This is a genomic window from Enterobacter sp. ku-bf2, assembly GCF_001742765.1.
In the GTDB taxonomy this organism is placed as follows: domain Bacteria; phylum Pseudomonadota; class Gammaproteobacteria; order Enterobacterales; family Enterobacteriaceae; genus Enterobacter; species Enterobacter quasiroggenkampii.
Genome location: NZ_MDVW01000012.1, coordinates 344,827 through 369,570, shown reverse-complemented (window position 1 = coordinate 369,570; position 24,744 = coordinate 344,827). Strand labels below are relative to the sequence as shown.

The following is a 24,744-nucleotide window of genomic DNA, read 5'->3' as shown; positions in this document are numbered from 1 at the left end:
TCGTGCTTCAGCGTTTTTCAAAATATGCGCTTTTATTAGTGCCGCTCATTCCTGCGGCTCACGCTACGGCGGCACTTCCCGGCCAGCAAAATAAACAGGAACTGGATCGTCTCGAAAGACAAACCAGCCAGGCATTAATAGAAGAAGCCAAGCGGAACGAACGGTTAATCCAGCAACAAAAAAAATTGCGTGAAGCCGGAGAAGAAACCCTGACCAGCAGCGACTCGAGCTGGCGCTTTCAGATCAATCATATCGTTATTCTTGATGATGTCCTGTTTGACGGTTCGCCACTGCGTCAGGCGATTATCGATCGCTATGAAGGCAAAATGCTCGGCAGAACAGAAATATTTGAACTGGTTAAAGAGCTGACCGATTTTTATATTTCTCGCGGTTATGCCACAACGCTTATTGGTATTGAGCCAGGCAATATCAAAACGGGTACGCTCTCTCTACGGGTGCTCTGGGGAAAAATAAACAATCTTAAGGTTAACGGGCATGAACCGTCTCTCCGTGAACGCACGCGCCTGTTCACTGCCTACCCTTTTGCGAAAGACAAGATTCTGAACATGCAGGATATCGATCAGATGGTCGAAAACTTGCTGCGCGTTTATCCCAAAGACAATATTGATATTCAGCCGTCGATTGTAAACAGCTATTCCGATCTTAATCTGCTGCACAAGCCTGAATTCCCCCTTTCCGTTGCCGCGGGCCTTAACAACTCTGGCATTAAGGCTGACGGCTGGCAGCAGTATTATGGCAGCGTAACCGCTAAAAACATTGCCGGTATCAATGATATTTTCAACGTATATTATTCATGGAATAACCTGAAAAATAACCAGGATAATCAGGATTCGTGGTCAACGAGTTACAGCATCCCGCTGGGTTACTGGTCATTCGACGCGCTTTATTACAAATCCAGCTACGATAAAACCCTTGCCGGCAATAACGCCAGCTACGCGTCTGACGGAGATTCAGACCGCGCTTCACTGCGTATCAGCCGCATGCTGGGCCGTAACGCCACGGGTAAAACCAGCTGGTGGGCAAAAGTCGAAAGACGTAACAGCGACAACAGCATTGAAAACCACCGTATAGACGTCAGCTCTAAAACCTATACCGCGATGTCGTCAGGCGCAACGTGGGTCGGCGCCCTGATGAACGGCTGGTTCTATGGCGATGTGGGCGTGACAGCGGCGGTTCCCTGGTTCGGTTCTGCCTGGAAAAACGATGCCGATCTCAAAGGTTTTGACCTTGATTACGTCAAGTACAACGGCATTGCCAGCTGGACGCGTCCGCTTTTTCAGGCTGGCCGTCTGGGTGGCGTCTATGAACTCAACGCCGGGTTCCAGTACACCCCGCACGTCCTGGTCAGCGATGCCAAATTAACGCTGGGCGATGAATTCACCGTGCGCGGATTTAAGGACGATAGCCTGCTGGTTGATAGCGGCGGCTGGATCGCCAATACGCTGCAGTTTCCTTTTGATATTGGCATCGGCGGTATTTATCAGCTTATTCCCTATTTAGGTTATGACCTGGGCTTTGCCAAAGATAATTGCCCTAAAGGCGTCAACGTATGTGACAGCCAATTCATGATGGGTGGCTCGGTCGGAATTAAAGCTACCGGTAGCCATTTCTCAACATATGTCCTCGCGGGCTGGCCTATAAAAAAACCAGATTCACTGGAAGAGAATACCGTCGATAACACGGTCGTTTATTACAAGATGGAAGTAACTTTCTAATTTAAGGAATTTTTATGAGCAATAATAAAACTTCAAAAACGAAGCTAACCGCTGGGAATTTGCATAAACACCTTTGTCCCCTTTTTATTTCGATAGCGGGTATCCTCGCCGCTAATGCCGAAGCCGCGACGGTGCCGGATGCCAGCCAGAGTAAAGGGCCAACCATGGGCCAGGCGGCTAACGGCACACCAGTCGTGAATATCACCGATCCGAATGCGAAAGGTGTTTCACTGAATAAATTTGACCAGTTTAACGTTGATAAAAATGGTCTGATCTTTAACAACAGCATGCAGGATGGCGTGTCTAAGATCGGGGGCTATACGGTTAAAAACGCCCAGCTTGAGCATGAAGCAAAAGCCATTATCAGTGAAGTGACGGGTGCCCAGGCCTCCTATATTAACGGAACGATGGAAGTCTTTGGCAGAAAAGCGGACGTGATCGTTGCCAACGAAAACGGCATTAGCGTTAACGGCGCCACCACCATTAATGCCAACAGCCTGACGCTAAGTACCGGTAAGGTACAGATGAAAGAGGACGGCAACTATAAACTTGCGGTTGAGAAAGGTAACGTTTCTGTCACGGGACAAGGCATTTCTACCGAAGGGCTGACTTACTTCGACATCGTCAGCCGAAGCGCTCAACTGGAAGGTGAAATTGCGGGTCAGGCCGACATCAAGGTTGTTGCGGGCCAGAACGATTACGACCTCTCCAGCCGCGTGCATAGCGTTCGCAATGCGGGTGACGGACACGCACCGGATGTCGCGATTGATGGTCGGGCAATGGGATCGATGTACGGCGGTAAAATTCAGCTTATCAGTACCGAGTCCGGCGCGGGCGTCCGTCACCAGGGCAGTATCATAGCCACGGATGATCTTGAGATCAGCGCTAACGGCGACGTGACGCTGACGGGCATACGCAGCGACAAAAACGTCACCGTCAGCGGCAACAATATTGCCCTCAATAAAAACAGCAGCGGCGCCGGGAGCACCGAAGCGCAGAATAATATTATCCTGCATGCCCTCTCCGGCCTGACGGTGAATAACGACCTGATCTCCCGTACCGGTACCATCCGCATTGATGCGTCTACCCTGCTGCAAAACACGGCGGCAATCCTCGCGCAAAACAGTGCGACGACAGCGGTTCCCGCGATTCAGATTAATGTTGCCGGGCAGTACACCCTTTCCGGCAAACTCAAGGCGCTGGATGCTAACGGAGCCGTCATTTCCGGTGGCGTCGTTACGTTAAAAAATGGCGATTTTGTCGTCATTCAGAATGGCCAGCAGGTGCCATTCAGCACTCTCGTCTCCGACGCGGAGGTCGTCAGCAACAGTGGTGATATCAACATCACTGCGGGCAGCATGACCAACAATGAAGGCGTTATTCTCGCGAAGAGAGGAACACTTCAGTTCAACCTGACCGGCGCGTTTGAAAACAAGGGTTCCGTCAGCGCCACAGGGGATATCCGGATTGCATCAGGTTCGATGAAGAACAATGGCATTCTCTATGCCAGCAACGCCCAGACGCTGTCTGTCGGTCATCTTGACAATGCAGGCCGCCTCTACGCGGATAACAATCTGGTCATGACCGCCAGCGCCCTTAACAATAGTGGTCATATCGGTGCGGATAGCGGTGAGATGCGCATTAACGTCGACGGTGATCTGTCAAACAGCGGTACCCTGAGCGGTAACGATGCGCTGATCTTTATTGATGCCGACGGTAATATCGTCAACGACGGCACCATTGCCAGCAACAAGCATGACGTGACGCTGACATCCGGCGGTGACACCCTCAGCAATACCGGACGTATTGCAGGGCGTAATGTCTCCGCAAGTACCCGTAAGGCCGGTGCAACCGTCAGTAACCGCGGCAGCGTCAGCGCGAGCGAGAAGTTGACCATCGCCACCGAGAATCTGAAAAACCAGGGCGGCACGCTGAGTGCGGGCACAGACATGCAGCTTGATGTCAAAAAAGCGCTGCTGAACAGTCAAAAAGGCAGCATTGTTGCCGGAAAGAATCTGACCCTAAATGGCGACGGCGCGCTGGCCGTAAACAATAACGATGGGCTGTTCCAGGGTGAAAATGTCCATGCCAGCGGAATTTCCACCCTCGCAAATACGCATGACGCACTGATCGCGGCAAGAGAAAACCTCTCCGTTTCAGCAACATCGTTGCTTAACGACGCCTCAACGATTCAGGCCGGTAGCCTGACGCTCGATCGCGTTAGCGCCATCGATAACCTGAACGCCGCTACGCTGTATGCCAGCAAGACGCTGCAACTGACCCATCTCAACACGCTCAATAACACCGGCAGCTTTGTGATTTCTGACGGCACGCTGTCATTGTCCGATGTGAACACCCTCAATAACACTGAAGGTGCAACCCTGTTCGGCGCAGAAAACACCACGCTGAGAAACGTAGGTACCCTGAATAACAGCGGCGCCTCGATGATTAAATCGGATGCCGCTCTCTCCATCGCGGGAGCAACCACGCTTAACAACAGCAGCGATGCGGTGATTGCCTCTGCTGGCGATCTGAATATCAGCGGCGTGAAGACGTTGAACAACCGCGCCGTGATGATCGGCAACGGGACCATTGCGATCGACGACGTTGACGACCTGAATAACGAAGGTGTGGTTCAGGCGGGCCTGGATCTGATCATTCGCAACGTTAAAAACCTGACCAACAAAGGCGAAGATCATGTGTTGGTTGCGCTGCGTAATCTGACGATTGAAGACGTTGAGTCCCTCGTCAACAGCGACAGCGCGGTGATCTCCGCCGATATGAAAACGGTCCTGAACGCCATTGGCGTTGTGACAAACCGCACGGCGGGCATCATCCAGGCCGTTAATGGACCGCTGGAGATAGTTGCCGACACGCTGAGTAATCTCGGCAGTATCACCGCTGATGATGGACAGCAGTCAGTATCCACTATCGTGGCGGGCGGCGACATCACGATTAACGCGCAAAACCTGGCCAACACCGAACAGGCGGTGATTGTGTCGACGCAAAGCGACTTGTCTCTTAACGTCGCTCACAATGTGATCAACTCTGACGCGGCAGTGATTTCTGGGGCAAATAACACCACCCTTAATGTGGCCGGAGGAACGATCACCAACGAAAGAAATGGTCTGATCGCCGGTAATAACGTCACGATCAACGCGTCGAAACTGAATAATCATGAATCTGGCGTAACGGTCGCCAGAAACGACATGAATCTCAACCTTGACACGCTAAATAACACCAGCGGCATCCTCGAAGCGGGCCATGATTTAATGCTCAGGGTGAAAGATTCCCTCACCCTGGATGACATGACCCGCAATATCCGCGCGGGTCATGATATGACGCTGAGCACCGAAGGCTCCCTGTTCAATAACACCATGATGGAAGTGATTGGCAACCTGACGCTGCAGGCAGACGGTAAATTTGTCAACAGCAAGTCTGTCGTGACGGGCGGGGATATGCACATCCATGCCGGTGGGATGACGAACAACAGTAACAGCCTGCTTTGGTCGCTGGGGCAGATGGATATTGATGTCCGCAATGGCACTTTTGTTAACGATTTTACGGGCAACATACTGAGCATGGGCGACATGTCGCTCATCGCGAAAAGCCTGATTAACTACGCCGGGATCATTCGTTCCGAGCAAAATATTAATATTGATGCAGCCTATCTGGAAAACCAAAGTACCTATACGGGCGGCACGATTTCGCAAACCCAAACGCAGGACGCAGTGGGCCAGTGGTCCGGTGTAGATAACGTGATGACGCAGGTCAGCATCACCACGGTGCTGCACATTCCGGTATTGAGCTCCGATATCGCCATGGACAAACTTGGCGAAATCAGCGCGGGCAAAGATATCAATATCAACCAGCGCGATATCTTCGCGGACAAAGAGATCAAAAATACCGGCGGCCTGATCCAGGCGGGACGTGATATCACCATTACCGGTAATCTTCTGAACTCGCCAAAATATACGTCGGAATCGATGTATGATTATCTGCACCTCACGCTCAATGAACCGATCGTGCTGACCGACTTCTGGAAGGTGGCATCGGAGCACTACACGACGCTGACCTTCAGCTCGCTATATCAATACCTCGATTTCGTCTTTGGCGACGGCGAGCCCGAGACCAAAAGCGGCAGCGAGGATCCGAACAGAGATCGTAGCTATAAATCCCTGATCGACGCCGCAAATACCTCAACCCAGCTCAGCTATGTCATGAGCAAAGTGTTTGGCGAAACGTGGAACGCGCAGGAGTACGATACCCTGAGCGCAGCATGGCACAGTCTCAACGACGGTGATGCCAGCACTAACTCACTGAAGAAGAATATGATCTACTTTGTGCCGTCTGAAAAAGGCGAAATCACGGCGGGTCGTAACTTCACGCATAATGGCGGCACCCTGGATAACGGCCTGGCGAACGCGGGTACGATCAGAGAGAACGCCACTGTTCAGAATATCGACGTGGGTGACTACAGCGTAGATACGGTCATTGCGGGCTATGATGTTGCCGTCAATACCAAAACGCTGGAAGAGCTGGCCATGGGGATTAGCCCGCTGCCGACCATAAAGGATTTGGTCTCCCTGCCGGGGATGTTTGAAGTCACTGACGAATTCAAAAAAGCCTCCGCGGCAGCGAAAAACGGTTCCGAATACAGCGGCCCGGCCAACCACATCATTCCAATTTTCGAAACGCGCCCGGAAATGATCGACCAGAGCAAGTACAGCGGCTCTGACTACTATTTCGACAAGGTGGATTACACCACCACCGAGACCGTTAACGTCATTGGGGATAACTACTTCATCTCCGAATTGATTCGTCGAGAGATCAGCCGCTCCGTGGGCAGCATGTTTGCGATACGAGACGGTCTCGAAGGCGATGCGCTGGTGCAGAATCTGATGGATAACGCCGGGATTGCGGCGAAAAACAGCGATCTGAATCTGGTAGTGGGCCAACCCCTGAGCGAAGAGCAGCGCAATGGGCTGACCCAGGATATCGTCTGGTTCGTGAGCCAGAACATCAAAGGGACGGAAGTGCTGGTGCCGGTGGTCTACCTTTGCCCTGAAACCCTTCGCCAGCTGGCTTCCGGTGATATCAGCAATGGCACAGCGTCCATCGCTGCCGGGAATAGCCTGTCTGTTGATGCCACCGCCATCAACAACGTGAACGGTACCCTCTCCTCCCGGGGTGACGTTACGCTGGTGGCCGAGGGTGATATCAAAAATATCAGCAACGCGACCAATGCCGGCATCTCTGCGGGTAATAACGTCTCAATGACGTCGGAAAAGGGCAACATTGCCTCTAACGGTGCGGCAGTGAACGCCGGTGGCGACATTGACATGAAGGCTGAACAAGGCGACATCACTCTGACCGCGTCTGTCGGCCACGGCGAAGACGGCAAGCAGATGATTCATGCGCACGATGACGGCGTCACCGCTGGCGGCAGTATCAATATGCAGGCGAAAACTATCACCTCCAACGCGGCGGATATTACGGCAGGCCAGGATGTGAACATGAAGGCAAGCGAAGGTGACGTCACCTTCAACGACCTGCATCAGATTGATTCTACCCGTACCATCAATACCGAGATCACCGGTCTGTCCAGCTATACCACCACCGACACCAAAACGGTCAGCGGGGAAGCTATCGGCTCAACCGTCAAGGCTGGCGGTAACGTTCAGATTGATGCCAGCAAGAATGTGGTCATGAAAGGCGGCAGCATTAACGCCAACGGCGGCGCCATCAATGCGGCAGAAAACGTTGAGATAAAAACCTCTGAAAACGTGTCCGTTCAGGAACAAACCACGCAGTCTCGTCAGTTTATTGCTGATGCCTCAATCAGCGGCGGCGGTAAATCCGCCTCGGTGTCCTACGGCAAAAACGAGGGCACCACAAAAAATACCACTTCTGGCGACTACTCCAGCGCGGGCGGTAGCTCTGAAACCTCCGCGGTTGGCGACAAACCGGGCCGCGCGCCGATCACCGATACGGCAGGCTTCAGGGTGGGTATGGAAGACACGACCGATACCGTGTCGACCCAGAGCAAGCAGAACACCAACGCGTCCATTAATTTTGCCGATTCCGGTTCCGTGAATGCAGGAAAAACGGCGGATATTGGCGGCGCTGACCTTTCAGCCGGCGATAAGCTCAGCATTAACGCGCAGGATGTCGCCAGTACCAAATACGAGGATGAAACCAAAACCACCACCACACACAAAGACCGCTTTGTCGGTATTTCAGGTGAGGCTCACAGTGCTGTAGCTGACGCGATCGACAAAACCGGTAATCTGATTGATAAATCGCAGAAAGGTCAGTCAATTAACGGCGGAACCACGACGGCGGAAGTGCTGGGTGATGTGTCCAACATCCTGTTGAACGATCTTGCTGGCGCCTCCGTCACTTTCGGCGGTAATACGACGAAAACGAAAGAAACGAGCACCGCAACGGCGGAGAACATCACCAATATCAATGCTAAAAACGTCAGCATTAATTCAACCAACGATACCACGCTCAACGGCGTGAACGTGAACTCGCAGAATACGGAGATCAATGCGGGTGGCGATGTGGACATCAACGCGGCGAAATCAACGACCTCTTACACCAGTGAAACCGACAAACACAAAGGCGGTATTACCGCAGGCGTAGGCGTGGATATTACCGGCATAAGCGGCGGCGTTTCGGTCGATTACAACGGCAGTACGGAGCACGGTTCCGGCAGCTCGACGTCGTACCAGAACAGTACCCTCACCGGCGAAAATGTGACGGTGAACGCGGGCGGTGATATGCACATGAAGGGCGCTAACATTGATGCTGCGAAGGCCGATGTGAATGTCGCGGGCGACATGACTGTCACCTCCGTGCAGGATACCGAGCACACCGAAAGCAGCCGCGGTAACTGGGGCGCCTCGGTGGGCATATCGGGCACGTCGACAGGCGTTATCCCTAACGTATCCGTAAACGGGGGCGGAGGCTCCGAGAGTTACGATTCGGCTAAAACAGCGAAGCAGTCCGGTATCAATACCACGGGCGAACTGAATGTCAAAACCGGCGGCGACCTGAACATGACCGGGGCCAACCTGGTGTCTCAGGACGGTACGGGCTCGGTGAACGTTGCAGGCGATATCAATGCGAAAACGCTGGAAGACCACGTTGAGCAGGATGGTTTGTACGGCGGCGGCGGTATCGGCCTGAGCGTGAAGGACAAAAAGGCCGTCGTGCCGTCTGCGAACATCTACGTCGATACCGTGGATGAAATTCACTACAACGAAACGCAGAAATCCACCATCGCAGTGGGTGACACGACCAGCGCGGCGGTAAACGGTGAACTCAACGCCGATAAAGAGGCAATGTCGACCGTGACGCGTGATGAGAAAGAAGCAGGAAATAACATCTCCTACACGCTCGCCGATCCGGGCATCCGCAAGAAGAAGAAAAACGGCGCTGATGCAGACAGCGATACGCCAGCGGTGCCGGACGACGGCCATACGGGCGGTGGCGGCTGTCCACACAAGTGTACGCCGACTAAGCCGGGCTCAGCGCAGCAGACCACGACAACGACGACGCGCACCACGTCCGATTCTCAGCACATGACGGTTGAGAAAACGACGGCGTCAACGACCTCCACGTCCGCCTCTTCGGTGGTGCATAAAGAGGCCGTCGCGTCTGAAACAGCACACAGTGAAGCCGTGCCGAAAGTCGTGCCGTCAGCGTCTCAGCCGTTGACGCCAAAAGCAAAACCAGAGGCCGCAACGGTTACGCCAGTGAAGAAATGGGCCGTACCGGAAACTCACTATCCGGTGCTTTCTCCGGGCTCCGCGACGGCTAAAACCGGTAAAGACATGCCGAAAACACCGGACCACAGGAAGTGGAATGGCGACATGACCAACGGCGTTGCGCCGTCCAGCAACACCAAAGGCGATGACGTCAAGCTCTCTCCGGGGTCGTCCACCGGTCAAACCGGGATGGATATGCCGAAAACGCCGGAGCACAAGCAGTGGAATGGCGACATGACCAACGGCGTTGCGCCGTACAGCAACACCAAAGGCGATGACGTTAAGCTCTCTCCGGGATCGTCCACCGGTCAAACCGGGATGGATATGCCGAAAACGCCGGAACACAAGCAGTGGAACGGCGACATGAGCAAAGGTGCGATGAACGCGCGTCCCCAGTGGAAGGCGTTGCAAATCGATCGACCGATTAATATCTATGCCCCGGTGACAATCACCTTCACCGACCAGCAGTACAGCTAAAACAAAAGGGTCTGACTTTCGTCAGACCCTTTTTTTAACGCCCCATTCGTGCGTTATTCGTCTTCCAGGTACGTATAACCGTACAGACCCGCTTCAAACTCTTCCAGGAACTGCTGCTGCAGCGCATCATCCAGCCCGGTGTTTTTCACCTGATCGCGGAACTGCGTCAGCAGGGTTTTCGGATCGAGCTGAACGTATTCCAGCATGTCCGCCACGGTATCCCCTTCGTCAGACAGCTCAACTTCCACGCTGCCGTCAGGGAAGACAAACACGTCAACCGCCTCGGTATCACCGAACAGGTTGTGCATGTTGCCGAGGATCTCCTGATACGCGCCGACCATAAAGAAGCCCAGCATCGGCGGGTTCTCCGGGTCGTACTCCGGCATTGGCATCGTCGTTGCGATACCGTCGCCATCAACGTAGTGGTCGATTGCGCCGTCAGAGTCACAGGTGATGTCCAGCAGCACCGCGCGGCGTTCCGGGGCGTGGTTCAGCCCTTCCAGCGGCAGAACCGGGAACAGCTGATCGATACCCCAGGCATCCGGCATCGACTGGAACAGCGAGAAGTTGACGTAGATCTTATCCGCCATTCGCTCCTGCAGCTCGTCGATAATCGGACGGTGCGCACGGTTGCTCGGGTCGAGCTGTTTCTGAACTTCATGGCACATGTTCAGATAGAGCTGCTCCGCCCACGCGCGCTCCTGCAGGCTGAAGGTGCCTGAAGAGTAGCCGACGTGGATGTCGTGCAGGTCCATCTGGCTGTCGTGCAGCCATTCGCGCAGGGAACGACGCGTGCCCGGCTCGTGCATCTCCTGCCAGGTTTCCCACATGCTCTGCAGGGAACGCGGCGCATCGTCTGCCGGCGGCGTCGCTTCGGTGGTTTCGCTGCGCTCAACGCCGATGATGTTTGAGACCAGCACCGTATGGTGCGCGGTGACCGCGCGACCGGATTCGGTGATCACCGTCGGGTGCGGCAGGCCGTTCTCTTCACAGGCATCGCCGATCGCCCAGATAATGTTATTCGCGTATTCGTTCAGGCCGTAGTTCACGGAGCAGTCAGACTGCGAGCGGGTCCCTTCGTAGTCCACGCCCAGGCCGCCGCCCACGTCGAAGCACTGAATATTCACGCCAAGCTTGTGCAGCTCAACGTAGAAACGCGCTGACTCACGCACGCCGGTCGCGATGTCGCGAATGTTGGCCATCTGCGAGCCGAGGTGGAAGTGCAGCAACTGAATGCTGTCCAGACGCCCGCGCTCACGCAGGATCTCCACCAGCTGCAGCACCTGGTTCGCCGCCAGGCCGAACTTGGATTTTTCGCCGCCGGAGGACTGCCATTTTCCGGAACCCTGTGACGCCAGACGCGCACGCACGCCAAGGCGCGGCACGACGTTCAGACGCTCGGCCTCTTCCAGCACGATGGCAATTTCGGTCATCTTCTCGATAACCAGATAGACCTTGTGGCCCATCTTCTCGCCAATCAGCGCCAGACGAATGTATTCACGGTCTTTATAGCCGTTACAGACGATCACTGAACGGGTCATGCCCGCATGGGCCAGAACCGCCATCAGCTCCGCTTTGGAGCCGGCTTCCAGACCCAGCGGCTCGCCGGAGTGGATCAGAGATTCGATCACGCGGCGGTGCTGGTTTACCTTGATGGGGTAAACCAGGAAGTAGTCGCCTTTATAGCCGTAGGATTCACGCGCGCGCTTGAACGCGGCGTTAATCGAACGCAGGCGATGTTGCAGGATCTGCGGGAAGCAGAACAGTGCAGGCAAACGCTGGCCCTGAGCTTCACGGGCTTTCACCAGTTTGGCGAGATCCACGCGCGCTTCAGGGACGTCCGGATCCGGGCAAACGCTGATGTGGCCCAGTTCGTTGACGTCGTAGTAGTTATTGCCCCACCAGGCAATATTGTAAGTGCGCAGCATCTTGCTGGCTTCCTCGGAGCTCATCGCAACCTCCTGCATAGAACGTAGTACACCCTGTTCGCCCGCTGACGAAGGCGAAAAAGAAGACATGTCGTCAGACATAGCGAACCTCAACTCTTTGTATTAAGTGTAAAACAGTTGACTACTATCGCAGCGTTATACGGCGATAACAACCCATAAACGGCTCCGTTTCCCAGCAGAGTATGCTGAAATCCAGACCGTGCGACCGGTTTCTTATTCATATCATTGTAAAACACGTATCCGAACTCTGTATGACAAGGTTCGGCGAAACCACGAGAAAACTCTTGTATTAACAAGAGCGCCCTTGTTCAGTTTTCACAAAGCGTGACCGGCCCTGGAATCCTGAGAAGCGCCGAGATGGGTATAACATCGGCAGGTTTGCAGACTAGAAATGCGGGTTGCGGGAATCAAATGCGCGCCAGAACGGCTGCGCTGAATTAGCGGAAAACGATGGTTCATTATCTCGTATCACCTCCACGGCCGCCTCTGCTGAAACGGACCCCAAGCCAAAGCTAAAAGTTCACTGCTTTACCCGGCTGGAAGTGGCGACACGATGAGTTCATCGAGCGCTTATTTTATATGAGCCGCGCGCCGCGTTTTATACCGAGAAGGGGGCTAAAAAGCAAAACAAAAATGCGCGTGTTGCCAGCACCGTCAGGAATTTTTGCCAGCAGCAATTTCAACTGAGTGAGAGATGAGTCAAAAAAAACTGGAAATCGGGTGAAGAAGTGACCTAAAATAGCCATCCAGATGTTAATCCATCTATACTGATTAACACTCATACTGCCAGTGTCAAAAACCTGCAGGCCTTGGTAGAATTATCTCCTTTGGCTATTCCACACAGCAGCTTGAGCTAACCAAATTCCTCTTAGGTGAAATAAAACATGGCAAAACACCTGTTTACGTCCGAGTCCGTATCAGAAGGACATCCTGATAAAATTGCTGACCAAATTTCCGATGCGGTGCTGGATGCGATCCTCGCGCAGGATCCAAAAGCGCGCGTCGCGTGTGAAACCTATGTCAAAACCGGCATGGTTCTGGTTGGCGGTGAGATCACCACCAGCGCATGGGTTGATATCGAAGAGATCACCCGTAACACGGTGCGTGAGATCGGTTATGTGCATTCTGATATGGGCTTTGATGCCAACTCCTGCGCGGTACTGAGCGCGATTGGCAAACAGTCTCCAGACATCAACCAGGGCGTTGACCGTGCCGATCCGCTGGAACAGGGCGCGGGCGACCAGGGCCTGATGTTCGGCTATGCAACCAACGAAACCGACGTGCTGATGCCAGCGCCGGTCACCTACGCACACCGTCTGGTGCAGCGTCAGGCTGAAGTGCGTAAGAACGGCACCCTGCCGTGGCTGCGTCCGGATGCAAAAAGCCAGGTCACCTTCCAGTACGACGACGGTAAAATTGTCGGTATTGATGCGGTCGTTCTGTCCACCCAGCATTCCGAAGAGATCGATCAGAAATCCCTGCAGGAAGCAGTGATGGAAGAGATCATCAAGCCGGTTCTGCCAACCGAATGGCTGAGCAGCGCCACCAAATTCTTCATCAACCCAACCGGACGCTTTGTTATCGGTGGCCCAATGGGTGACTGCGGCCTGACCGGTCGTAAAATTATCGTTGATACCTACGGCGGCATGGCGCGTCACGGTGGCGGTGCATTCTCCGGTAAAGATCCATCAAAAGTGGACCGTTCTGCAGCGTACGCGGCACGTTATGTGGCGAAAAACATCGTGGCTGCCGGCCTGGCTGACCGCTGTGAGATTCAGGTTTCCTATGCTATCGGCGTGGCTGAACCCACCTCCATCATGGTTGAAACCTTCGGTACTGAGAAAGTGCCTTCAGAACAGCTGACCCTGCTGGTGCGCGAGTTCTTCGACCTGCGTCCATACGGCCTGATTCAGATGCTGGATCTGTTGCACCCAATCTACAAAGAAACCGCTGCATACGGTCACTTTGGTCGCGAACATTTCCCATGGGAAAAAACCGACAAAGCCGCTCTGCTGCGTGAAGCTGCCGGTCTGAAGTAATCGACTGACATCGCTTTTAAAAGGCCAGCCTTCGGGCTGGCCTTTTTTTTGTCGGGTGGCGGCTACGCCTTACCCGACCTACGGGGTACGGAGTTTTTGTAGGCCGGGTAAGGCGCAGCCGCCACCCGGCTGAAAGGCGCACCGTTTGGAACCGATTACACCGCAGCGGATGTCTTCCGCTTTCAGAATATTCTCTTTGCGTGATCGCCTTTCTTCTGCTGTTACATTCCCTTTCAGTTAAGTCTGAAATGTGTCCTTTCGCGATGCGCATCACCTCATTTACCTCTATATTTTCAAAGCCTTAATTTTATTTACGGTTACACACGAGTGTAACCGATTACACCAATGTGATTAATCTCACATATTTTTACGGGTCGCTCACCTACCCTTAACATCAATAAAACTGATAACCCAACTGGAGGGCATAATGCCTGACAATAAAAAACAGGGGCGTACGTCCAACAAGGCGATGACATTCTTCGTCTGTTTCCTCGCCGCCCTGGCAGGATTACTTTTTGGCCTGGATATCGGCGTGATTGCCGGTGCATTACCTTTCATCACTGACGAGTTCCAGATCAGCGCTCACACCCAGGAGTGGGTGGTGAGCTCCATGATGTTTGGCGCTGCCGTCGGGGCCGTCGGCAGCGGCTGGCTCTCCTTCAAGCTCGGACGTAAAAAGAGCCTGATGATCGGCGCGATCCTGTTCGTTGCCGGCTCACTCTTCTCTGCCGCAGCGCCTAACGTTGAGGTCCTGCTGGTTTCCCGCGTGCTGCTCGGTCTGGCCGTGGGCGTGGCGTCCTATACCGCCCCGCTTTACCTGTCTGAAATCGCGCCGGAGAAAATCCGCGGCAGTATGATTTCGATGTACCAGCTGATGATCACCATCGGTATCCTGGGCGCGTACCTTTCCGATACGGCGTTTAGCTACAGCGGCGCATGGCGCTGGATGCTCGGCGTGATCATCATCCCTGCAGTTCTGCTGCTGATTGGCGTTTTCTTCCTGCCGGACAGCCCGCGCTGGTTTGCTGCAAAACGTCGCTTCCACGATGCCGAACGCGTGCTGATGCGCCTGCGCGATACCAGCGCAGAAGCGAAAAACGAGCTGGAAGAGATCCGCGAAAGCCTGAAGGTCAAACAGTCCGGCTGGGCGCTGTTTAAAGAGAACAGCAACTTCCGTCGCGCCGTTTTCCTCGGCGTGCTGCTGCAGGTGATGCAGCAGTTCACGGGGATGAACGTCATCATGTACTACGCGCCCAAAATCTTTGAGCTGGCGGGTTATACCAACACCACCGAGCAGATGTGGGGGACCGTCATCGTGGGTCTGACCAACGTGCTGGCGACCTTTATCGCCATCGGTCTGGTGGACCGCTGGGGACGTAAGCCAACCCTGACGCTGGGCTTCCTGGTGATGGCGGCCGGTATGGGCGTCCTCGGTACCATGATGCATGTGGGCATTCACTCCCCAACAGCCCAGTACTTTGCGGTAGGCATGCTGCTGATGTTTATCGTCGGGTTTGCGATGAGCGCCGGTCCGCTGATCTGGGTGCTGTGCTCTGAGATCCAGCCGCTGAAAGGGCGTGATTTTGGTATCACCTGCTCTACCGCAACCAACTGGATTGCGAACATGATCGTCGGCGCAACGTTCCTGACCATGCTCAATACCCTGGGCAATGCGAACACCTTCTGGGTCTACGCCGGTCTGAACATCTTCTTTATTGTGCTGACCATCTGGCTGGTTCCAGAAACCAAACATGTGTCTCTGGAACATATTGAACGTAACCTGATGAAAGGTCGTCCTCTGCGCGAAATCGGCGCCCACGACTGATCCTCTTGCGGGAGGCGCCTCTTGCGCCTCCCCGCTTCGCGCTTTATGCTCTGCCCCTATGAAAGCACCCCGTCTCCCCATCGCCATTCAGCAGGCCGTTATGCGCAGCCTGCGGGAAAAACTCGCCCAGGCGAACCTGAAGCTCGGTCGCAACTACCCTGAACCCAAACTCGTCTACCAGCAGCGTGGCACCTCGGCCGGTACCGCCTGGCTTGAGTCGTATGAGATCCGCCTTAACCCGGTGCTGATGATGGAAAACCAGCAGGCGTTTATCGATGAAGTGGTGCCGCACGAGCTGGCGCATCTGCTGGTGTGGAAACACTTTGGCCGCGTCGCGCCGCATGGAAAAGAGTGGAAGTGGATGATGGAGGCGGTGCTCGGCGTTCCGGCCCGCCGCACGCATCAGTTCGAGCTGGAATCGGTACGCCGCAATACCTTCCCCTACCGCTGTCAGTGCCAGCAGCACCAGCTTACCGTCCGCCGCCATAATCGCGTGGTGCGCGGCGAGGCGACCTACCGCTGCGTCAAATGTGGCGAGCCGCTGGTGGCGGAATAATTATCTGAACTTTCAGGAACTTTCCTGATCTGACTGATTGCATACAGGAACAACATTCGTTACGTTGCGGGCTCGTTTTGACACGGAGTGTAAGATGTCCCGTAATTTTTCTCTTGCGGTCGCCTTTTTGACGACAGCGCTCTCAGGCCACGCCCTGGCCGACGGTATCACCAGTTTCTCTCAGGCCAAAGCGGCCGGCGTTAAGGTCAACGCCGACGTGCCGGGCGATTTCTACTGCGGCTGTAAAATTAACTGGCAGGGTAAAAAAGGGGTCGTTGACCTTGAATCCTGCGGCTACAAGGTGCGTAAAAACGAAAACCGCGCCAGCCGTATTGAATGGGAACATGTCGTTCCGGCATGGCAGTTTGGCCACCAGCGCCAGTGCTGGCAGGATGGCGGACGTAAAAACTGTGCCAAAGACCCGGTTTACCGCCAGATGGAAAGCGATATGCATAACCTGCAGCCAGCCGTGGGTGAAGTGAACGGCGACCGGGGTAACTTCATGTACAGCCAGTGGAACGGTGGCGAAGGCCAGTATGGCCAGTGCGATATGAAGATTGATTTTAAAGAGAAAGTCGCCGAGCCCCCTGCCCGCGCGCGCGGCAGCATTGCCCGCACCTATTTCTATATGCGCGACCGTTACGATCTCAACCTGTCCCGCCAGCAGACGCAACTGTTCAACGCCTGGGACAAGCAGTACCCGGTGACGGAGTGGGAATGCCAGCGCGACGAACGTATCGCCAGAGTCCAGGGGAATCACAACCCTTACGTCCAGCAGGCTTGCCAGGCGCAAAAGAGCTAACCTACACTAGCGGCAATTCGCTTACATCGTATGAGACACGGAATTTCTGACTATGCGCATTCCCCGCATTTACCATCCTGAACTGATTACCGCAGGCCGCGAAATCGCCCTGTCTGATGACGCCGCCAACCACGTTGGCCGCGTGCTGCGCATGGGCGCCGGTCAGGCAATACAATTGTTCGACGGCTCTAACCAGGTTTTCGACGCCGAAATTACGCGGGCAGATAAAAAAAGCGTACACGTGAACGTCCTGCGCGGTGAAGTGGATGACCGGGAATCACCGCTGCACATCCATCTGGGCCAGGTGATGTCGCGCGGCGAGAAAATGGAGTTCACGATCCAGAAATCCATTGAACTGGGTGTAAGCCTCATTACGCCACTTTTTTCTGAGCGCTGTGGCGTTAAACTGGATGCGGAACGTCTGAACAAAAAGATCCAGCAGTGGCAAAAAATTGCCATCGCGGCTTGCGAACAGAGTGGCCGCAACCGGATTCCGGAGATCCGCCCGGCGATGGATCTGGAGGAGTGGTGTGCTGAAGAGGACAGTGGGCTGAAGCTCAATCTTCATCCGCGCGCCAGCGCCAGCATCAATACGCTGCCGCTGCCCGTTGAGCGCGTTCGCCTGCTGATTGGCCCCGAAGGCGGCCTGTCGGCGGACGAAATTGCGATGACGGCACGTTACCAGTTTACTGATATTCTGTTGGGACCACGCGTTCTGCGCACTGAGACAACGGCACTCACGGCCATTACCGCGCTACAGGTACGGTTTGGCGATCTGGGTTGACGCATTATTGGAGAGAAAGATGATCAAGCTCGGCATCGTGATGGACCCCATCGCAAACATCAACATCAAGAAAGATTCCAGCTTCGCTATGCTGCTGGAAGCGCAGCGTCGCGGCTATGAACTCCACTATATGGAGATGAACGATCTTTACCTGATCAACGGTGAAGCCCGCGCCCGCACACGTATCGTTAACGTCGAGCAGAACTACGACAAATGGTATGAGTTCGGCACCGAGCAGGACATTGCGCTGGCCGATCTCAACGTCATTCTGATGCGTAAAGATCCGCCGTTCGACACCGAGTACATCTACTGCACCTATATTCTCGAACGTGCCGAAGAGAAGGGAACGCTAATCGTCAACAAGCCGCAGAGCCTGCGCGACTGTAACGAGAAGCTCTACACCGCCTGGTTCTCTGACCTGACGCCTGAAACTCTGGTGACCCGCAGCAAAGCGCAGCTGAAGGAATTCTGGCAGAAGCACGGCGATATCATTATGAAGCCGCTGGACGGCATGGGCGGCGCGTCGATTTTCCGCGTGAAGGAAAGCGATCCGAACATTGGCGTGATTGCCGAAACGCTGACCGAACTGGGCACGCGTTACTGCATGGCGCAGAACTATATTCCGGCGATCAAAGACGGCGACAAACGCGTTCTGGTGGTGGATGGCGAACCGGTCCCTTACTGCCTGGCGCGTATCCCGCAGGGTGGCGAAACCCGTGGTAACCTGGCGGCCGGTGGCCGTGGTGAGCCGCGACCGTTGACCGAAAGCGACTGGGAAATTGCCCGCCGCGTTGGCCCTACGCTGAAAGCCAAAGGCCTGATCTTCGTCGGACTGGATATCATCGGCGATCGTCTGACCGAAGTGAACGTCACCAGCCCGACCTGCATTCGTGAAATTGAGGCGGAATTCCCTGTCTCAATCACCGGCATGCTGATGGACGCTATCGAAAAACGTTTACAAAAATAACCTAACAATACTATTAGTGACAGCGCCTGAGTTTGTCCCCATACTGGGCGCTGTCGCTTTTTAAACCAGGAAACAGTACCTCTGACAATGAATTTACAGCATCACTTTCTTATTGCCATGCCTGCTCTCCAGGACCCGATTTTTCGCCGCGCCGTGGTTTATATTTGTGAATACAATGAAGACGGTGCGATGGGCATTATCATTAATAAACCGCTGGAAAATCTTCAGGTTGAAGGGATTCTGGACAAGCTGAAAATCCCGGCTGAAGCGCGACTGCCGGAAATCCGGCTTGATAAGCCCGTGATGCTGGGTGGACCTCTTGCAGAAGATCGCGGTTTTATCCTGCATACGCCGCCAGTATTCTCTTCCAGCATTCGCATCTCCGACAACACCGTTATCACGACCTCGCGTGACGTGCTCGAAACGCTGGGCACCGCAGAGCAGCCTTCTGAAGTGCTGGTGGCGCTGGGCTATTCCTCGTGGGAGAAAGGCCAGCTTGAGCAGGAGATCCTCGATAACGCCTGGCTCACCGCGCCTGCGGACATGAATATCCTGTTTAAAACGCCGATAGCCGATCGCTGGCGCGACGCGGCGAAACTGATTGGTATTGATATTCTGACCATGCCTGGCGTAGCGGGGCACGCCTGATGAGCGGAACGCTTCTGGCCTTCGATTTTGGTACCAAAAGCATCGGCGTCGCCGTGGGGCAGCGCATCACCGGTACCGCGCGCCCGCTTACGGCCCTGAAGGCCAACGACGGTACGCCGGACTGGAACCTCATTGAGCGCCTGCTCAAGGAGTGGCAGCCGGATGACGTGATTGTTGGGCTGCCGCTGAACATGGACGGTACCGAACAGCCGCTGACCGCCCGGGCGCGTAAGTTCGCCAATAAAATCCATGGCCGCTTTGGCGTCTCCGTGAAGCTGCACGACGAGCGTCTGAGCACCGTCGAAGCGCGCGCGGGTCTGTTTGAGCACGGCGGCTTCCGGGCGCTGAACAAAGGCAGCGTCGACTCCGCTTCTGCCGTCATCATCCTCGAAAGCTATTTCGAGCAGGGCTTTTAAGCACAGGGGCCTACAGCCGCCCCTGCGCCCGTCTCTCCGCCAGACTCTGGTCAAAGTTCTGCATGCCTGCCTGCTGACCGGTTTGAATGATGCCGGGCAGCTGCCACGTTTTTCCTTCACGAATGAGATTCGCCGCCGCCGCGGTATTCACCAGCAGCTCATACAGCGCGACGCGCCCGCCCTGAAGATCGGGAAGCAGTTTCTGCGCCAGCACCGCACGCAGGCTGCCGGCCAGCTGGTTACGCACCGGATCTTTCTCCTGCGCCGGGAACGTATCGACCAGCCGCTCGATCGCCTGCGATGCCCCGCGCGTATGCAGGGTCGCCAGCACCAGATGCCCGGTCTCTGCTGCCGTCAGCGCCAGGCGGATCGTTTCGCTGTCGCGCAGCTCCCCGAGCAGAATCACGTCAGGATCCTGGCGTAAGGCGCTGCGCAGCGCGTCGGCAAATGACGGGCTGTGCTGACCGATCTCCCGCTGCTGGATCAGGCAACGCTCGCTATGGTAGATAAATTCCACCGGATCTTCGAGCGTGAGGATATGGCCGTCAGTATGGTGGTTGAGAAAATCAACCATCGCCGCCAGCGTCGTAGATTTACCGCTGCCGGTCGCCCCCGTCACCAGAATCAACCCGGACGCATTGGTTAACAGTTCCGGGATGGCCCTCGGCGCACCCAGTGAAGCGAGCTGCGGACAGGTACGCGGCAACAGCCGCAGCGTTACAGAGACACCGCGCATCTGCTTAAAGGCACTGCCGCGCAGGCGCTGACCTCCCGCCACCGTCGCGGCAAAATCCACCTGCCCGCTGGCCCACCATATCCCCTGCTGCTCATCGTTGAGCCACGCTTTTAACAACGCCCCGACGTCGGGAGGAGGAAACGGTGCCGGTTCAAGGCGGCCTATTCTGCGCCAGCGGGGTGGCGAATCACTGCACAGGTGTAGATCGGAGACGTTATGCTTTACACTAAGGGCCACAATTTCTTCCACATCCATAGACTACTCCTCGGAAAATGAACGACATTGCGCATAACCTGGCACAGGTCCGGGACAAAATCTCAGCCGCCGCAGCGCGTTGCGGCCGGGCTTCAGAAGAAATTACGCTGCTTGCAGTCAGCAAAACCAAGCCTGCGAGCGCCATCGCAGAAGCCATTGACGCAGGCCAGCGGGCATTCGGTGAAAACTACGTGCAGGAAGGCGTGGATAAAATTCGCTACTTCCAGGAACAGGGGAAGACGGATCTGCAGTGGCACTTTATTGGCCCACTGCAGTCGAACAAAAGCCGTCTGGTGGCAGAGCACTTCGACTGGTGTCACACCATTGACCGCCTGCGTATTGCGGCGCGTCTGAACGACCAGCGTCCGGCAGAGATGCCAGCGCTTAACGTGCTGATTCAGGTCAACATCAGTGACGAAAACAGCAAGTCCGGCATTGCGCTGAGCGAGCTGGATGCGCTGGCAGCCGAAGTGGCCGAACTGCCGCGCTTAACCCTGCGCGGTTTGATGGCAATCCCGGCGCCTGAGTCAAGTTATGAAAGGCAGTTTGCCGTGGCACAGCAAATGGCTGTAGCATTTGAGGCGCTTAAAGCGCGCTATCACAAGGTAGACACGCTTTCTCTGGGCATGTCGGATGATATGGAAGCCGCTATTGCGGCAGGCAGCACGATGGTGCGCATCGGCACGGCAATTTTCGGTGCGCGCGACTACTCAAAATAATAAGGAAACCTGAGGAACGCCATGAAGACGTTGACTTTCCTGCTCTCAACGGTCATTGAGCTGTACACGATGGCGCTTTTGCTGCGCGTCTGGATGCAGTGGGCCCGCTGTGATTTTTACAATCCGTTCTCGCAGTTTGTCGTGAAAATCACGCAACCTGTTGTCGGACCGCTGCGCCGTATTATCCCGGCTATGGGTCCCATCGACAGCTCGTCTCTGCTGGTGGCGTTTATTCTGAGCGTTATCAAAGCGATCGTGCTGTTTATGGTCATCACCTTCCAGCCGATTATCTGGATTGCCGCCGTTCTGATTCTGATCAAAACCATCGGCCTGCTGATTTTCTGGGTGCTGCTGGTCATGGCGATCATGAGCTGGGTCAGCCAGGGCCGTAGCCCGGTAGAGTATGCCTTGATTCAGCTGGCCGAGCCGCTGCTGCGTCCGATCCGTAACCTGCTTCCGTCTATGGGCGGCATCGATTTTTCGCCGATGATCCTGGTTCTGCTGCTCTATGTGATCAACATGGGGATCGCTGAACTGCTGCAGTCCACGGGCGATATGCTGCTGCCGGGGCTGTGGATGGCGCTATGAGTGCAGTAAGCACCTGCGCTGACGGGCTGGTTTTACGGCTGTATATTCAGCCGAAAGCCAGCCGTGACAATATTGTTGGACTGCATGGCGACGAGTTAAAAGTCGCCATCACCGCCCCGCCGGTTGACGGCCAGGCGAACGCGCATCTGACCAAATATCTGGCAAAACAGTTTCGCGTCGCCAAAAGCCAGGTCATCATTGAAAAAGGCGAACTGGGGCGACATAAACAGGTAAAAATCCTTAATCCGCAATCTATCCCGACGGAAGTCGCGGCTCTGACAGAACAGGACTAAACCATGCAGAAAGTTGTTCTCGCGACCGGCAACGCCGGTAAAGTGCGCGAGCTGGCCTCGCTATTAAATGATTTTGGTCTGGACGTGGTCGCCCAGACCGATCTTGGCGTGGATTCCGCCGAAGAGACGGGGCTGACGTTTATCGAAAACGCGATCCTCAAAGCCCGCCATGCCACGCAGATTACGGGCCTGCCCGCGATTGCCGACGACTCCGGCCTGGCCGTAGACGCCCTTGGCGGCGCGCCGGGGATCTACTCCGCGCGCTATTCCGGCGTTGACGCTACCGACCAGCAGAATCTGGAAAAGCTGCTTGTCGCCCTGAAAGACGTCCCGGACGAGCAGCGCACCGCGCAGTTCCACTGCGTGCTGGTCTATCTGCGTCACGCGGAGGACCCGACGCCGATCGTCTGCCACGGCAGTTGGCCGGGCGTGATTACCCGTGAAGCGGCTGGCAACGGCGGCTTTGGTTATGACCCGATTTTCTTTGTCCCTTCCGAGGGCAAAACCGCTGCGGAACTGACCCGCGAAGAGAAAAGCGCGATTTCCCACCGTGGACGCGCGCTGAAACTGTTACTGGAAGCACTGCGTAATGGCTAATTTGCCACCTCTGAGTCTTTATATTCACATCCCGTGGTGCGTGCAGAAATGCCCGTACTGCGATTTCAACTCGCACGCGCTGAAGGGCGAAGTGCCGCACGATGACTACGTTGCGCATCTGCTGGCCGACCTGGACGCCGATGTACCTTACGCACAGGGACGTGAAGTTAAGACCATTTTCATTGGTGGCGGTACGCCGAGCTTGCTGTCAGGCCCGGCGATGCAAACGCTGCTGGACGGCGTGCGTGCGCGCCTGAACCTGGCAGCGAATGCTGAAATTACGATGGAAGCCAACCCCGGCACCGTTGAGGCCGACCGTTTTGTCGACTATCAGCGCGCGGGCGTGAACCGCATCTCCATCGGCGTGCAGAGCTTTAGCGAGCCGAAACTGAAGCGCCTGGGGCGTATTCACGGCCCGGAAGAGGCGAAGCGCGCGGCAAACCTGGCGACCGGTCTTAATCTTCGCAGCTTTAACCTCGATTTGATGCACGGCCTGCCGGATCAGTCTCTGGAAGAGGCGCTGGACGATTTGCGCCAGGCCATTGCGCTGAACCCGCCGCACCTGTCGTGGTACCAGCTCACCATCGAGCCCAACACCCTGTTTGGCTCGCGCCCGCCGGTGCTGCCGGATGACGACGCGCTGTGGGATATCTTCGAGCAGGGTCACAGGCTTTTAACCGCTGCGGGCTATCAGCAGTACGAAACGTCGGCGTATGCGAAGCCGGGCTACCAGTGTCAGCACAACCTGAACTACTGGCGTTTTGGCGACTATCTCGGGATTGGCTGCGGCGCGCACGGTAAGGTGACTTTTCCGGACGGGCGCATTCTGCGCACCGCCAAAACCCGTCACCCGCGCGGGTATATGGAAGGCCGCTACCTGGAGCGTCAGCACGACGTCGAGGCGGCGGATAAACCGTTTGAGTTCTTTATGAACCGCTTCCGCCTGCTGGAAGCCGCGCCGCGCGCGGAGTTTGCGCGTTATACCGGGCTGCCGGAATCGGTGATTCGCCCGCAGATCGACGAGGCGCTGGCCCAGGGATATCTCACGGAATGTGATGATTACTGGCAGATCACCGAGCACGGCAAACTGTTCCTCAATTCCCTTCTTGAGCTGTTCCTCGCCGAAGATTCCTGAAGGCTGATTCAGGATTTTGCATCCCGCTCTGCCGGCTGAGGGAAAGGCTGGCAGAGTGTGGGGATGGAAAAATCAAAACAACTCCGCAAACAAATGACGCCCGAAGAATTGCACCTCTGGTATTTGCTCAGAGGTCGTCGTTTCTTTGGGTATAAGTTTCGCCGTCAGATGCCGATTGGGCCGTATATCGTCGATTTTGCCTGCTTTAAGGCGAAGCTGATTATCGAGCTGGACGGTGGTCAGCATCAGAACAAAGATAAGTATGACTCACGTCGAACCGAGTTTATGAATGCGAACGGATGGGAAGTCGTACGGTTCTGGAATAATGAATTCAGAGCTAATGAGGAGGTGGTGTTGATGGCTATTCTGCAACGACTGCAATGCCTGATGCCCTCACCCTACCCCTCTCCCACAGGGAGAGGGAACGATTACACCCTCTCCCATGGG

The 24,744-nt window shown here is 55.4% G+C and carries 19 protein-coding genes and 2 pseudogenes; 16 read left to right on the top strand and 5 right to left on the bottom strand.

Features of this window, described 5'->3' with window-relative positions:
• Positions 1-2 precede the first annotated feature (2 nt).
• Together BFG58_RS14120 and BFG58_RS14115 are read left to right on the top strand one after the other, a co-directional pair.
• Positions 3-1,736: a ShlB/FhaC/HecB family hemolysin secretion/activation protein gene (locus BFG58_RS14120; RefSeq protein ID WP_069719985.1), complete on the top strand. Its 1,734-nt coding sequence runs from the start codon at positions 3-5 to the stop codon at positions 1,734-1,736.
• A gap of 14 nt (positions 1,737-1,750) precedes the next feature.
• Positions 1,751-9,988, top strand: a complete 8,238-nt coding sequence (locus BFG58_RS14115; RefSeq protein ID WP_069719984.1) for a hemagglutinin repeat-containing protein — start codon at positions 1,751-1,753, stop codon at positions 9,986-9,988.
• Between the two features lie 53 nt (positions 9,989-10,041).
• Here the strand turns inward: BFG58_RS14115 and speA are convergent, their stop codons facing one another.
• The 4 genes and pseudogenes from speA to BFG58_RS24095 all read right to left on the bottom strand — a co-directional run bounded on the left by speA (position 10,042) and on the right by BFG58_RS24095 (position 12,683).
• Entirely contained in the window at positions 10,042-12,018 is a 1,977-nt protein-coding gene (gene speA / locus BFG58_RS14110; protein ID WP_008499744.1) for a biosynthetic arginine decarboxylase, read from the bottom strand.
• Between the two features lie 8 nt (positions 12,019-12,026).
• Entirely contained in the window at positions 12,027-12,158 is a 132-nt protein-coding gene (gene yqgB / locus BFG58_RS23360) for an acid stress response protein YqgB (RefSeq protein WP_127312443.1), read from the bottom strand.
• 94 nt (positions 12,159-12,252) lie between these two features.
• A pseudogene (locus BFG58_RS24410) lies at positions 12,253-12,342 on the bottom strand (hypothetical protein); the annotation flags it as partial.
• A gap of 170 nt (positions 12,343-12,512) precedes the next feature.
• Positions 12,513-12,683 carry a hypothetical protein gene (locus BFG58_RS24095; RefSeq protein ID WP_045335271.1) on the bottom strand — a complete coding sequence of 57 codons (171 nt, stop codon included), beginning with the start codon at positions 12,681-12,683 and terminating at the stop codon, positions 12,513-12,515.
• Between the two features lie 138 nt (positions 12,684-12,821).
• Between BFG58_RS24095 and metK the strand changes: the two genes are divergently transcribed.
• The 8 genes from metK (at position 12,822) to ruvX (ending at position 19,974) form a co-directional block, all read left to right on the top strand.
• Positions 12,822-13,976, top strand: a complete 1,155-nt coding sequence (metK, locus tag BFG58_RS14100) for a methionine adenosyltransferase (protein WP_014885184.1) — start codon at positions 12,822-12,824, stop codon at positions 13,974-13,976.
• Between the two features lie 427 nt (positions 13,977-14,403).
• The gene (galP, locus tag BFG58_RS14095) at positions 14,404-15,801 is read left to right on the top strand and encodes a galactose/proton symporter (RefSeq protein ID WP_008499747.1); all 1,398 of its coding nucleotides are present in this window, start codon (positions 14,404-14,406) and stop codon (positions 15,799-15,801) included.
• 58 nt (positions 15,802-15,859) lie between these two features.
• On the top strand, positions 15,860-16,357 hold the full coding sequence (locus BFG58_RS14090) for a SprT family zinc-dependent metalloprotease (RefSeq protein ID WP_021242073.1): 498 nt from the start codon (positions 15,860-15,862) through the stop codon (positions 16,355-16,357).
• 94 nt (positions 16,358-16,451) lie between these two features.
• On the top strand, positions 16,452-17,159 hold the full coding sequence (gene endA, locus BFG58_RS14085) for a deoxyribonuclease I (protein WP_069719983.1): 708 nt from the start codon (positions 16,452-16,454) through the stop codon (positions 17,157-17,159).
• 52 nt (positions 17,160-17,211) lie between these two features.
• Complete coding sequence (rsmE, locus tag BFG58_RS14080; protein WP_021242075.1) at positions 17,212-17,943, top strand: 16S rRNA (uracil(1498)-N(3))-methyltransferase; 732 nt, start codon at positions 17,212-17,214, stop codon at positions 17,941-17,943.
• Between the two features lie 19 nt (positions 17,944-17,962).
• Positions 17,963-18,910, top strand: a complete 948-nt coding sequence (gene gshB, locus BFG58_RS14075; protein ID WP_024906557.1) for a glutathione synthase — start codon at positions 17,963-17,965, stop codon at positions 18,908-18,910.
• An 87-nt stretch (positions 18,911-18,997) separates the two neighbouring features.
• Entirely contained in the window at positions 18,998-19,558 is a 561-nt protein-coding gene (locus BFG58_RS14070; RefSeq protein ID WP_008499752.1) for a YqgE/AlgH family protein, read from the top strand.
• Positions 19,558-19,974, top strand: a complete 417-nt coding sequence (ruvX, locus tag BFG58_RS14065; protein ID WP_021242076.1) for a Holliday junction resolvase RuvX — start codon at positions 19,558-19,560, stop codon at positions 19,972-19,974. The genes BFG58_RS14070 and ruvX overlap by 1 nt, the downstream gene beginning before the upstream one ends.
• A gap of 10 nt (positions 19,975-19,984) precedes the next feature.
• Here ruvX and BFG58_RS14060 read toward each other — a convergent pair whose 3' ends face one another.
• Positions 19,985-20,965, bottom strand: a complete 981-nt coding sequence (locus tag BFG58_RS14060; RefSeq protein WP_069719982.1) for a type IV pilus twitching motility protein PilT — start codon at positions 20,963-20,965, stop codon at positions 19,985-19,987.
• 17 nt (positions 20,966-20,982) lie between these two features.
• Between BFG58_RS14060 and BFG58_RS14055 the strand changes: the two genes are divergently transcribed.
• The 6 genes and pseudogenes from BFG58_RS14055 to BFG58_RS23355 all read left to right on the top strand — a co-directional run.
• Positions 20,983-21,684 carry a YggS family pyridoxal phosphate-dependent enzyme gene (locus BFG58_RS14055; RefSeq protein WP_069719981.1) on the top strand — a complete coding sequence of 234 codons (702 nt, stop codon included), beginning with the start codon at positions 20,983-20,985 and terminating at the stop codon, positions 21,682-21,684.
• 21 nt (positions 21,685-21,705) lie between these two features.
• Entirely contained in the window at positions 21,706-22,272 is a 567-nt protein-coding gene (locus tag BFG58_RS14050; RefSeq protein WP_045909933.1) for a YggT family protein, read from the top strand.
• Positions 22,269-22,565 carry a DUF167 family protein YggU gene (gene yggU, locus BFG58_RS14045; protein WP_045909934.1) on the top strand — a complete coding sequence of 99 codons (297 nt, stop codon included), beginning with the start codon at positions 22,269-22,271 and terminating at the stop codon, positions 22,563-22,565. The genes BFG58_RS14050 and yggU overlap by 4 nt, the downstream gene beginning before the upstream one ends.
• Positions 22,566-22,568: 3 nt before the next feature.
• Positions 22,569-23,162, top strand: coding sequence for an XTP/dITP diphosphatase (locus BFG58_RS14040; RefSeq protein ID WP_069719980.1), 594 nt, complete (start codon positions 22,569-22,571; stop codon positions 23,160-23,162).
• Positions 23,155-24,297, top strand: a complete 1,143-nt coding sequence (gene hemW, locus BFG58_RS14035) for a radical SAM family heme chaperone HemW (RefSeq protein ID WP_069719979.1) — start codon at positions 23,155-23,157, stop codon at positions 24,295-24,297. Before BFG58_RS14040 ends, hemW begins: the two co-directional genes overlap by 8 nt.
• A gap of 63 nt (positions 24,298-24,360) precedes the next feature.
• Positions 24,361-24,696 (top strand): annotated as a pseudogene (locus tag BFG58_RS23355) (endonuclease domain-containing protein); the annotation flags it as partial.
• Positions 24,697-24,744: the final 48 nt, after the last annotated feature.

What these genes read in the sequence shown, in the direction of transcription:
- BFG58_RS14115 (WP_069719984.1), top strand. Translation starts at nt 1,751, where the DNA reads ATGAGCAATAATAAAACTTCAAAAACGAAGCTAACCGCTGGGAATTTG.
- speA (WP_008499744.1), bottom strand. Translation starts at nt 12,018, where the DNA reads ATGTCTGACGACATGTCTTCTTTTTCGCCTTCGTCAGCGGGCGAACAG.
- yqgB (WP_127312443.1), bottom strand. Translation starts at nt 12,158, where the DNA reads ATGAATAAGAAACCGGTCGCACGGTCTGGATTTCAGCATACTCTGCTG.
- BFG58_RS24095 (WP_045335271.1), bottom strand. Translation starts at nt 12,683, where the DNA reads ATGGCTATTTTAGGTCACTTCTTCACCCGATTTCCAGTTTTTTTTGAC.
- metK (WP_014885184.1), top strand. Translation starts at nt 12,822, where the DNA reads ATGGCAAAACACCTGTTTACGTCCGAGTCCGTATCAGAAGGACATCCT.
- galP (WP_008499747.1), top strand. Translation starts at nt 14,404, where the DNA reads ATGCCTGACAATAAAAAACAGGGGCGTACGTCCAACAAGGCGATGACA.
- BFG58_RS14090 (WP_021242073.1), top strand. Translation starts at nt 15,860, where the DNA reads ATGAAAGCACCCCGTCTCCCCATCGCCATTCAGCAGGCCGTTATGCGC.
- endA (WP_069719983.1), top strand. Translation starts at nt 16,452, where the DNA reads ATGTCCCGTAATTTTTCTCTTGCGGTCGCCTTTTTGACGACAGCGCTC.
- rsmE (WP_021242075.1), top strand. Translation starts at nt 17,212, where the DNA reads ATGCGCATTCCCCGCATTTACCATCCTGAACTGATTACCGCAGGCCGC.
- gshB (WP_024906557.1), top strand. Translation starts at nt 17,963, where the DNA reads ATGATCAAGCTCGGCATCGTGATGGACCCCATCGCAAACATCAACATC.
- BFG58_RS14070 (WP_008499752.1), top strand. Translation starts at nt 18,998, where the DNA reads ATGAATTTACAGCATCACTTTCTTATTGCCATGCCTGCTCTCCAGGAC.
- ruvX (WP_021242076.1), top strand. Translation starts at nt 19,558, where the DNA reads ATGAGCGGAACGCTTCTGGCCTTCGATTTTGGTACCAAAAGCATCGGC.
- BFG58_RS14060 (WP_069719982.1), bottom strand. Translation starts at nt 20,965, where the DNA reads ATGGATGTGGAAGAAATTGTGGCCCTTAGTGTAAAGCATAACGTCTCC.
- BFG58_RS14055 (WP_069719981.1), top strand. Translation starts at nt 20,983, where the DNA reads ATGAACGACATTGCGCATAACCTGGCACAGGTCCGGGACAAAATCTCA.
- BFG58_RS14050 (WP_045909933.1), top strand. Translation starts at nt 21,706, where the DNA reads ATGAAGACGTTGACTTTCCTGCTCTCAACGGTCATTGAGCTGTACACG.
- yggU (WP_045909934.1), top strand. Translation starts at nt 22,269, where the DNA reads ATGAGTGCAGTAAGCACCTGCGCTGACGGGCTGGTTTTACGGCTGTAT.
- BFG58_RS14040 (WP_069719980.1), top strand. Translation starts at nt 22,569, where the DNA reads ATGCAGAAAGTTGTTCTCGCGACCGGCAACGCCGGTAAAGTGCGCGAG.
- hemW (WP_069719979.1), top strand. Translation starts at nt 23,155, where the DNA reads ATGGCTAATTTGCCACCTCTGAGTCTTTATATTCACATCCCGTGGTGC.